Source organism: Achromobacter sp. (assembly GCF_057314935.1).
In genome coordinates this window covers 1-9,350 of the sequence record NZ_DBHKZA010000131.1, presented here as the reverse complement: position 1 = coordinate 9,350, position 9,350 = coordinate 1, and the positions used below count along the sequence as shown (strand labels likewise).

The following is a 9,350-nucleotide window of genomic DNA, read 5'->3' as shown; positions in this document are numbered from 1 at the left end:
TCAGACGCCGACGACGGAGACCGCCTTCGTCACCAGGTAGGCTTCCAGCGCTTCCGGGCCGCCCTCGGAGCCGTAGCCCGAGTCCTTCACGCCGCCGAACGGGAGTTCGGCGGACGGGGTGGCGGGCTGGTTGACCCAGAGCATGCCCACTTCAAGGCGGCGCGACAGTTCGTGCACCGTCTTGATCGACTTGGTGAAGCCATAAGCGGACAGCCCGAACGGCAGGCGGTTGGCTTCGCGGATGGCCTCGTCCAGCGTTTCGAAGCTGCGGATCGCGGCGATCGGGCCGAACGGCTCTTCATTGAAGATGTCGGCGTCAAGCGGGACGTCGGTAAGGATCGTGGGCGCGAAGAAATTGCCGGCGCCGCCGATCCGTGCGCCACCGGTGGCGATGCGCGCGCCCTTTTCGCTGGCGTTCTTGACGATCTTGTCCATGGCCACCAGGCGGCGGTCATTGGCCAGGGGCCCAAGCGTCGTGCCTTCGGTCAGGCCGTCACCCAACTTGAGTTTTTCGGCGTGGGCGACGAAGGCTTGCTCGAATGCGGCCTTGACGCTCTTGTGGACCAGGAAACGCGTCGGCGAAATGCAGACCTGGCCCGCGTTGCGGAACTTGGCGCCGCCGGAGGCCTTCACGGCGAGTTCGACGTCGGCGTCCTCGGCCACGATCACCGGGGCGTGGCCGCCCAGTTCCATCGTGACGCGCTTCATGTGGCGGCCGGCCAGCGCGGCCAGTTCCTTGCCGACCGGGGTCGAGCCCGTGAACGTGACCTTGCGGATCACGGGGTGCGCGATCAGGTAGCTGGAAATCTCGGCGGGCGTTCCGAAGACCAGGCCCAGCACGCCCTTGGGGATGCCGGCGTCGACAAAGCAGTTCAGCAGGGCGGCGGGGGACGCGGGAGTTTCTTCGGGCGCCTTCACCAGGAAAGAGCAGCCGGTGGCCAGCGCGGCGCCAAGCTTGCGCACGACCTGGTTGACCGGGAAGTTCCACGGCGTGAACGCGGCGACCGGGCCGACGGGTTCCTTGATGACCAATTGCTGCGCCAGCGGGTTGCGCGACGGGACGATGCGGCCATAGACGCGCAGCGCCTCGTTGCCGAACCAGTCGATGATGTCGGCGCCGGCCAGCACTTCACCGCGCGCTTCGGCCAGCGGCTTGCCCTGTTCCTGGGTCAGCAGGCGGGCCACCGAGTCCGCGCGTTCGCGCAACAGGGCGGCAGCGCGGCGCATGACGGCGCAGCGTTCATGGGCGGAGGTGTCGCGCCAGGTCTCGAACCCGCGCTGGGCCGCGGCCAGCGCCAGGTCCAGGTCTTCTTGCTTGGCGTGGGCGACCTGGCCGATCTTCTGGCCGGTGGCGGGGTTGACGACGTCAATGCGCGCGCCGCCTTTCGCTTCGCGCCATTCGTTGTCGATGAGAAGCAGGGTATTGGGGTAATCGGCCATGGGGTCTCCGTAGGTACAGGGGTTGACGGTCTGTCCGGGATGGCTGCGCGAACCTGCGCCAGTATCCATGCCCGTCTCGGGGTTCTCTCGGAAAAACGCGTCCGGTCAGTAGGGAAACAATGACTCTACGCCGAAATTTCGGACGAATCCACCGCCCCGGGGCGGCGGGCGCCTGGTCGAAGTGCCTCCACGCGGACGCATACCCCTGGGACAACGGCTTGTTACGGCCTTTCAGACGGCCTTGGCAGATTGCTGGTCAGCCGAGCGGGGTCTTCGGGTCACACGGCATACGTCACCCGATGCGCCTCGGTCGGCAGCGGCAGATCCCAGCGGTGCAGCATGCCGGTCAGTGTCTTATTCGACAGGGACGTATCGCGCCGGCTGTTCCGCCGCAGCAGTTCGGCGCGCGGCTGCTCCAGATAGACCAGTTCGACTTGCGCCTGATAGGAATACAGCAGATCCAGTGTCTTCTTGCGCATCAGTTCGCTAAGGTGCGTGGCGTTCCAGACAAAGGGCGCTTTGCGCCGCAGCAGCTCCCGGGCCCGGTCGATGGCCAAGTGCGCCACCATGCCTTCGTTCTTGCCGTGGCGCAGGCCCAGTTCCTCTCGGGCGTCGTCGAACGAAATCACCGGCAGATCGGGATGGTGCCGGGCCACCCAGGTGTTCTTGCCCGACGCGGGCAGGCCCGACATCACGATCACCTGCGAACCCGGTTCCTGGAACAGCGGGTAATCGGGATGCACGTCAGCGCCGCGAAAATAGCTGATCGCCGTATGGGCATCGGCGAAGGCGCGCGGTTGGCCAAAGCAGCGTTCGTCGCGCGCCAATTCGCAAAACAACGCGATGTTGTCCAGCACACGCTGGCTATCCGGGCAGATGCGCCCGCGCATGTCGGCTTCGGCCAGCATGGCCAGCAGGGCAATGTCGACCTGCCAGGACAGTTCGCGCACGATGAACTCGGGCGTCCTGCCGCGGCGCGAGCCCTCCAGGGCGAAGAACGGCACCTGATGGACTGCGATCAACCTGCACACGGCCTCGCGCACGGCAAAGGGCACGCCGGCATCCCATAGCGCGATGCGCGCGTCGATGGCGCCCTTACGGGAATGGCCCGGCTGACCGATGGCGCCAGTGACGGGGTCGATGACCGTGGTGCTGTGCTTGGCGACGTCATGCAGCAAGGCCGCAAGAAACACCACTTCCTGGTCAGCTCGGTCCGCGGCCTGGTATTGCGGCAACGCCAGCAGCGCGTCCATCACCATTTTGGTATGGGTCCAGACATCGCCCTCGCCGTGATAGCGCGGGTCTTGCGGCGTGGTCTTGGCCAGTTCCAATGCGGGAAATGCCGCCAGGCAGGCGTCGTAATCCGGCGTGTGACCAGGGGCAGGCGTGAGCGCCTGCAATTGTGCGTATTGCATGATCTATTCCTTATTGTCCGGCGGCGCCGCGCAGCGTGTCCCAATCCACCGCGAGGCGCGGCGCATAGAGGTCTACGCCGGGCGCCAGCAGGTTGGGCACGTAGGGCTGCTCGGAATGGTGCTTGTCCGAATCCAGGATGGCTTGCACGAAGTCGCGGCGCACCCACTTGTAGCGGGCCACAGTCCTGCCGCCGGCTTCCACCTTGATGTAGAGGCCTTCCGACAGGTCTGACTTGTCGCATTGCTTCCAGGCGCGTTGCAGATCCAATCCTTCGCGCTGCACGGTGGCCTCGAAGGCTTCGCGCCAGTCCGGCGTCTTGGCCAGCGACGGCCGCAATAGGGCTTTGAGCGTATCAAGCCTGGGCGGGGCCACGCCTTCATACAGGACGGGCACGGACAGCACGGGGCCATCCGCCAGCAAGGCGCGGCGCGCGTCGGTGGAAAGGAAGTCGCCGTTGTGCCGGTCCAGCACGTCGAACTCGAAAAAGTGATGCGGCAAGGTGTCGTAGAACACCGAGTGCTTCTTCGTCAGCGTTTCGCCGTACATCACATAACGGTCTTCCAACCGTTCCAGCAGCCAGCCGGCGTGCGCTGCGGCCCAGGCCTTGACGAAGTTGAACTGCCGTTCGCGGCCGCCGCCCACCAGGTAGTGGCCGCGCGATTGCAGCAGCAGTTCGCCCGATGGACTGAAGCTGATGCCGGTGTTGGCACCGTCGAGCTTTTCTTCGACGACCAGGTGCAGGCCGGCCAAGCGGCGGTACGGCACGTGGTCATGGCCTTCGTCGCCGTCTTGCAGGCGCGAGCCTTCCAGGTGCGGCGTGCGGGGGTAGCGGAACAGGTCCAGCGATTGCGCGTACGCGCAGAAATCTTGCGTCATGGGGTCTTCTCCAAAGCAGTGGAAAAGCCGACGACGCAGTCTGGACGGGAAAGGAAAGCGAGTGGGGTGTGTGCTTCCTGGAACCGCGCCTGGACCCCGTGACATGCGCTCAAGACGCAGGCGTCGAGCAGCAAGGGGCGCAGGCAGACCGCGATTACCAGGGCGGTAGTCGTCGGCGTTTAGGCGTAGTGACGGATGGCAGACACGGTTGCACTCGGAAGGGAATGGGGGGTGGAAAGGAGGCGGAATCCTAAGACACCCGGAAGGGTTTTGTCAACGCGGGGTGAATTTGGAGGGGCGCGTGGCCGGGCGGTGCGTTGCGCGCGATCCGCCCTCAGCAGCCAATTTGGCCAACTGGCATCGTTCGCGAAGCCTGGAGTGTTCGGCCAAAGTCTTCCGGGCGGGGAGATCGAGGGATTTAGTCCTTCTTTTTTTCGCACTGTCCGCCGTAACTTCCAACAGGTGCACATACCATTGGTGCGCAGCAAGGAAGTTCTTTGCTGCATTCGTACCCTTCTCGCGCCTCGCATTGATCGGAAGCCGTTTTGCTGAGGCGAGCATATATCCAACCGGTGTTGTTTCGTTGGAATCCGGAAGGAGTTTCCGGAGACCACGGTTTATTGGCTGGATCCACGGCCACGCGATGTGCCGTTGTATTCGAAGTAGTGGCAATGTTCTCCGATGCGAAAGCAGGGGTGATATTTGCTGCGGCAATACAAATACCAAAGGCGGTAATGGCTTTGAGCATGGTGCTCTCCTTATCGCGATGGAGATATATTTCAGGAGAGGGGTATAAAACGAGAGGCTCCTACGCTTGACGTTCGCAAGATAGGGCTCGTCGCATCTCTAAGTGAAACCCAAAACGTGCCACTCTACAGTGAGGCATCGTACGCTTCGCCAGTCAAAGGCTTCATACTGAAATTTGGGTATTGACGCGGCGCGAATTCCTCGAGCAGTTCGCAAAGAGCTGGCGGTCGGTAAGCCGGCCTTACGGTATCCCGAGGCGGACAAATCTATTCATCCGAACAGCCGCTTGGCACACACACGTCCTACGCTCCCGGTTTTAGGAGAGGGACATCACCGGTCGTTCATTCTGCTTGGCCTTCGTGGCGGGCGCAGGGTCGGTGCAATGCCTGCCCGCGTTGCCTGGACCTGTCTTGTTGTCGCTGGCCGTCGTGTTGGGGGGCGTGGCTTTAATCTGTTGGGCGCGCGGTCGTCATACCGTTCTTCGTATTGTCTGGGCGCTGGTGGTTGGGCTATGCGCGGGCACGCTCAACGCCAGCCTCCAGGCCCAATCCCGGCTGGACGATGCCTTGGCGGACGTGCATCAGGACCAAGTGTCGCGCCTGATCGTGCGCGTGGCGGAACTGCCGGACGGGGACGATCGTCATCAGCGCTTCGTGGCCGAGTTGGCCGAACCCGCGCGGCCCGGCATTCCGTCGCGCATCCAGGTGACCTGGCAAGCGCCGCCTGGGGCTAAGCGCGGAACGTTGCAGGACGTGCCCCAACTGCTGCCCGGCCAGGTCTGGCGCATGGCGCTGGTGTTGCGGCGTCCGCATGGCGTGTTGAATCCGGCGGGGCCGGACGCGGAGGCGAGGATGTTCGCGCGCGGCCTGCGCGCGGTGGGTACCGTGCGCGGGCAGCCCAAGTTGCTGGAGGACCAGCCTTGGGCGTCGCCGGGCATCGCCATTGAACGGGCGCGGCACCTGGTGCGCGAGGGCTTGCGCAAGGCGTTGGGCGAGCATCGCTATGCGCCGGTGCTGATTGCGTTGGCGATTGGGGATCAGGCGGGTGTGGCGCGGGAAGACTGGCGCATTTTCAACCGCAGCGGCATTACGCATCTGGTGTCGATCAGCGGCATGCACGTGACCTCAATTGCCGGGATCGCGGGGGTGCTGGTGGCGGCGCTGTGGCGACGGGGGCGCTGGCGCGGTGTGGGATTGGCGGAGTTTGTGCCGTCGCGGGTCGCGGGTGGCGCCGCGGCGGCCGTCGTGGCCTTGCTGTATTGCCTGTTGGCAGGGTGGGGCGTGCCAGCGCGGCGCACGTTCTTCATGCTGTCGGTGGTGTTGGCGGCGGCGATGTCGCGGTTGCCGCTGACGGCGGGCCGGGTGCTGGCGTGCGCGGCGGCGGGGGTAGTGGCGTTGGACCCTTGGGCGCCGCTATCGGCGGGATTCTGGTTGTCGTTTGGGGCGGTGGCGATTTTGCTGCGCATCGCGGACGCGCCGTTCGATGTGGAGGCGGGCTGGCGGCAGCGTTGGATGGCCAGGCTGGGGCAGGCGACGCGCCTGCAGTTGCTGGTCACCTTGGGGCTGACGCCGCTGCTGGCATTCCTGGTGTATCAGGTGTCGGTGGGGTCCCCGCTGGCCAACGCGGTGGCGATTCCGTCCGTGACGTTTGTCGTGACGCCGCTGGCGTTGCTGTGCGCGGTGCTCTCCGTCGTGCCAGGCGCAGAAGGCGCTGCGGCCTGGGTCGGGCAGTTGGGGGTAGCCGCGTTCGACTACACCATGGTGCCGGTCGCGTGGGTGGGCAATGCGGGATGGGCCAGCTTTGCGGTGGCGGCCGCGCCTTGGCCGTGGCTGCTGCTGGCGGTGGCGGGGATGGTGTGGGCCTTGCAGGTGCGCGGCTGGCCAGCGCGGCATGTCGGATGGGCGTGCATGTTGCCGCTGCTGTGCTGGCGGCCCGACCGGCCGGACCCGGGCCACTGGCGGATGAGCGCGCTGGATGTGGGGCAGGGCAGCGCCATCTTGGTGGAAACCGCAAGCCAGATGCTGCTTTTCGATGCCGGCCCGCGCCATTACGGGGGTAGCGACGCCGGCGAACGCGTGCTGGCGCCGTTCCTGCAGGCGCGCGGCATCGGCGCGCTGGACGTGCTGGTGCTGTCGCATGCCGATCAGGACCACGTGGGCGGCACACGGGCGGTGCTGGCCGCGGTGCCAGTGGCGCGCAGCTATGCGTCGTTTGACGTGGCGGCGTTTGTGCGGCGGGATGCTCGGCTGTGGCCGGATGCCGGCGGCGGCGCACCCGCGCCCGGAGCGACACCCGCCGCGCAATCCGTCCTGCCGCAAGAGATGTTGCGGTGCCAACGGGGCGACGCCTGGGAAGTCGATGGCGTCACATTCACCTTCCTGCATCCGGCCGGGGGCGGCAGTGGGGCGGCGGCCGACCGCAACGCGGACAGTTGCGTGCTTCGCGTGGAGGGCGCCCGCCACTCGCTGCTGTTGACCGGCGACATCGGCGTCGCGCAGGAGCGCGAACTGGTCGCGCGCGGCGTCCCAGCGACGGATGTGGTGATGGCGGCGCATCACGGCTCGGCGTCATCGTCTGGACGAGACTGGGTGGTGGCGACACAGGCCGGTCACGCCTTGGCGCAAGCGGGGCACCTGAACCGCTTTCGGCATCCGGCGCCGGCGGTCGAGCGGCGCTGGTTGCGCGCCGGGGCGGCGTTCTGGCGCAGCGACCGGGACGGGGCGGTGATGGCGGTATCTACCGACGAACGGTTGGATGTGTGGTCGCAGCGGGACCGCGGGCGGCGGTATTGGCACGGGCGCTAGATGGAACCTATCGGGGTGCCGCTCATGCCCAGGATGCCCTGCATGCGCGAGAGAGGGCGCGGGCTCGGATCAGCCCGGCGCGCCTTTGCGGGTTTGCTTGACGGGAGGCGGGGGCGACGGTGGGGGCGCCATGTCGCTTTTCTCCACGACGTAACGCACCGGCAGCATGACGATTTGCTTGTCGGGCGCCATGTCAGGGGTAAAGGCAGGCAGTTGGCCGGCGCGCCGGATCATGGAGAGGGTCGCATTGTCTACCGCGACGTTGCCTGAGGATCTGGCCAGGGTCACGGTTTCGATGGCGCCGCTGGGCAGGACGACGATGCGCACCTGGACGTTCAGGTCCGCGTTCGCCTCGTGGATCTGTGGGGGCGCCTCGATCTTGCGTTGCAGTTGCTGGCGGATGGCGGTGTGCCATTCAGCTTGCGTCGTCAAGGTGCTGGCGAGCAAAGGGAAGGGCAGGCACAGGGCGAGCGCGGCGACAAGGGATGCGCGGAACCGCCAATGCATGAGGGAGTCTCCGGGGTTGGGGCCGTCCGGCCTTCCGCCGGACAAATCCCGGTCAGCATAACCGAAGGCCACGCGCGCTTTATGCCATGCCCGTGGCCAGGTCGTCGAACAGCCGGTCGCCGCCCATCTGGCCGCCCTTCAGCATCAATTCAACGCCGTCGATGAGGGGATCGTCGCTGCGGGCGACACTGACGGTGACCCCGGGGGCCAATACGCTATGGAAGGCCAGCCCCCACAACCCCAACGCCAGCGTGGCCTGGCTGGAGGTGTCGCCGCCGGCGATGCCGATGCGTGACAGCCGCTTGCCCGCCTGGGCGCTGGCCGCCACGATCGCCGCAGCTAGCCGTGCGGTGCCGCTTGCCGTGGCGGCCGCCTGTGGGGCGGTGACGGCTTGGGCGGGGCGGTCGGTGTGGACCAGCACGTTGCGTCCGTCGGCCAGCGACGAGGCCGCCTGGCGGACCTGCTGCGCGGCATAGTCCGGGTCGTCCAGCAGGCGCTGCACCTGCAGCGGCTGGCGTGTGTATTGCTGGCAAGCGGCGATCTGCCGGGCCGTGACGGGCGACAGGCTGCCGGCCACGATCAGGACAGGGCCAGCCGCAGGGGCCAAGGAGGCGGCGGGGGCGCTCGCGCGGCCGGGCGCGTGGGCGCGGGCCAGCGCCTGCTGCACGCTGCTGGGCCCGACCGCCAGCAGCGGCACGCACGCGGCGGCGCGCCAGATCAGGCGGCCGATGATGGGTAATTGCTCGTCGTCGATCACGTCGAACAGCACCGGGCCGTCGGACGTGTCGATGATGTGGTCGATCCAGTCGTCCACGCCTGGGGCGTCGGCGGCTTGCCGCAGGCGCGGGTAGGCGGTGTGCGGCACCGAGCGGATGTCGGCCACCCCTTGGGCCGCCAGATGCCGGCGCAGGTCGGCCTCGTGCATCGGCGTGACGGGGTGCTGGCTCATGACCGGATGGCGGTCGATGCGGTGGATCTCGGGCGCGGCGCCGGCGCGGGCGAACAGCTGGGCGAAGCTGCAATAGCGCCCGATGCCGGGTTGTCCGCCGACGATGGGCACCAGCGGGTTCGGCATGTGGCGGCGCAATTCGCGGATGGCGGCACCGATACTGCCGACGTGCGGCGCGCTGTCGAAGGTGGAACAGCATTTGTAGTGCAGCACGCGCGCGCCGGTGCCGGCCATGAAGCGGCCAACGGCGCGCAGCTCCGTTTCCATCTGATCGGGCGACATGGCGCGCGCGGCGCCCGCGATGCCCAAGGCGTCCAACGGACCCGCGCGGCGCAGTTGCTCGGGCGTGGGCACGCCCAGGAACAGCAGGCTGCGCAGGCCGGCGCGGGCCACTTCGGCCAGCGTGTCGGTGGCGCCCGTGAAGTCGTCGCCGTACCAGCAGACGCGCGGCGCGGGCGTGACGTCTTCGGCGCCAGTCATGCGCGGTTTCCGAAGAAGGCCAGGGCACGTTGCAGTTCGGGGGCGTTTCGTGCGAAGTCTTCCAGCGACTGCCTCTCGCGCACGGCCTGCCAGGCCTGGCGGATGCTCTGCACGCCGGCGGCGGGGCCGTC

The 9,350-nt window shown here is 67.1% G+C and carries 8 protein-coding genes; 1 reads left to right on the top strand and 7 read right to left on the bottom strand.

Going from position 1 to position 9,350, the window contains the following annotated elements; all coding sequences use genetic code 11:
- From ACO6D5_RS28345 to ACO6D5_RS28330, 4 genes are all read right to left on the bottom strand, one after another.
- Nucleotides 1-1,440 (bottom strand): NAD-dependent succinate-semialdehyde dehydrogenase, encoded by a 1,440-nt coding sequence (locus ACO6D5_RS28345; protein WP_315847123.1) that lies wholly within the window; start codon nucleotides 1,438-1,440, stop codon nucleotides 1-3.
- A gap of 278 nt (nucleotides 1,441-1,718) precedes the next feature.
- Nucleotides 1,719-2,855: an AAA family ATPase gene (locus tag ACO6D5_RS28340; RefSeq protein WP_485827226.1), complete on the bottom strand. Its 1,137-nt coding sequence runs from the start codon at nucleotides 2,853-2,855 to the stop codon at nucleotides 1,719-1,721.
- A 10-nt stretch (nucleotides 2,856-2,865) separates the two neighbouring features.
- Nucleotides 2,866-3,732: an RNA ligase family protein gene (locus ACO6D5_RS28335; RefSeq protein ID WP_485827225.1), complete on the bottom strand. Its 867-nt coding sequence runs from the start codon at nucleotides 3,730-3,732 to the stop codon at nucleotides 2,866-2,868.
- Nucleotides 3,733-4,150: 418 nt separating this feature from the next.
- On the bottom strand, nucleotides 4,151-4,480 hold the full coding sequence (locus ACO6D5_RS28330; protein ID WP_485827224.1) for a hypothetical protein: 330 nt from the start codon (nucleotides 4,478-4,480) through the stop codon (nucleotides 4,151-4,153).
- Nucleotides 4,481-4,829: 349 nt separating this feature from the next.
- Between ACO6D5_RS28330 and ACO6D5_RS28325 the strand changes: the two genes are divergently transcribed.
- The gene (locus ACO6D5_RS28325; protein WP_485827223.1) at nucleotides 4,830-7,283 is read left to right on the top strand and encodes a DNA internalization-related competence protein ComEC/Rec2; all 2,454 of its coding nucleotides are present in this window, start codon (nucleotides 4,830-4,832) and stop codon (nucleotides 7,281-7,283) included.
- Between the two features lie 69 nt (nucleotides 7,284-7,352).
- Here the strand turns inward: ACO6D5_RS28325 and ACO6D5_RS28320 are convergent, their stop codons facing one another.
- From ACO6D5_RS28320 to ACO6D5_RS28310, 3 genes are all read right to left on the bottom strand, one after another.
- Nucleotides 7,353-7,790 (bottom strand): TonB family protein, encoded by a 438-nt coding sequence (locus tag ACO6D5_RS28320; RefSeq protein WP_485827222.1) that lies wholly within the window; start codon nucleotides 7,788-7,790, stop codon nucleotides 7,353-7,355.
- Nucleotides 7,791-7,869: 79 nt separating this feature from the next.
- A complete protein-coding gene (locus ACO6D5_RS28315) occupies nucleotides 7,870-9,219 on the bottom strand; it encodes a four-carbon acid sugar kinase family protein (RefSeq protein ID WP_485827221.1) in 1,350 nt (449 codons plus the stop codon).
- A partial coding sequence (locus ACO6D5_RS28310; protein ID WP_485827227.1) for a RuBisCO large subunit C-terminal-like domain-containing protein occupies nucleotides 9,216-9,350 on the bottom strand: 135 nt, incomplete at its 5' end. The genes ACO6D5_RS28310 and ACO6D5_RS28315, both read right to left, overlap by 4 nt.

Coding starts and splice junctions, on each gene's coding strand:
- ACO6D5_RS28340 (WP_485827226.1), bottom strand. CDS start 2,855: ATGCAATACGCACAATTGCAGGCGCTCACGCCTGCCCCTGGTCACACG.
- ACO6D5_RS28315 (WP_485827221.1), bottom strand. CDS start 9,219: ATGACTGGCGCCGAAGACGTCACGCCCGCGCCGCGCGTCTGCTGGTAC.
- ACO6D5_RS28335 (WP_485827225.1), bottom strand. CDS start 3,732: ATGACGCAAGATTTCTGCGCGTACGCGCAATCGCTGGACCTGTTCCGC.
- ACO6D5_RS28320 (WP_485827222.1), bottom strand. CDS start 7,790: ATGCATTGGCGGTTCCGCGCATCCCTTGTCGCCGCGCTCGCCCTGTGC.
- ACO6D5_RS28345 (WP_315847123.1), bottom strand. CDS start 1,440: ATGGCCGATTACCCCAATACCCTGCTTCTCATCGACAACGAATGGCGC.
- ACO6D5_RS28330 (WP_485827224.1), bottom strand. CDS start 4,480: ATGCTCAAAGCCATTACCGCCTTTGGTATTTGTATTGCCGCAGCAAAT.